The sequence below is a fragment of the Aeromicrobium sp. P5_D10 genome (genome assembly GCF_054049535.1).
Window position 1 is genome coordinate 1 of record NZ_JBFUME010000034.1, and the last position, 381, is coordinate 381.

The window sequence follows — 381 nt, forward strand, 5'->3', positions numbered from 1 at the left end:
TGGGTTGATAGGCCAGAAGTAGAAGCGCAGCAATGCGTGGAGCTGACTGGTACTAATAGGCCGAGGGCTTGTTCCCTTACAAAGATGACCGTGCCCTCAAAAGCACACACCGCGTCCACTGTGAGGTTCCCGAGATATAACCGGGAACCTGTTCGCAAACACACCGTGTTTGCTCCCAGGCTCAAGAAGCCATGGCCCCTCACCGGGCCCATGACATCTTGGGCACTGGCAAGGTTTTGATATCTCCATAGAGTTACGGCGACCATAGCGAAAGGGAAACACCCGGCCACATTCCGAACCCGGAAGTTAAGCCTTTCAGCGCCGATGGTACTGCACTGGAGACGGTGTGGGAGAGTAGGACGTCGCCGAACAAACATTCCG

At 55.4% G+C, this 381-nt stretch carries 1 rRNA gene; it reads left to right on the plus strand.

The window, feature by feature from the left end:
* The first annotated feature begins 254 nt into the window (after window positions 1–254).
* Window positions 255–371, plus strand: a 5S ribosomal RNA gene (gene rrf, locus ACXJKC_RS21770).
* Window positions 372–381: the final 10 nt, after the last annotated feature.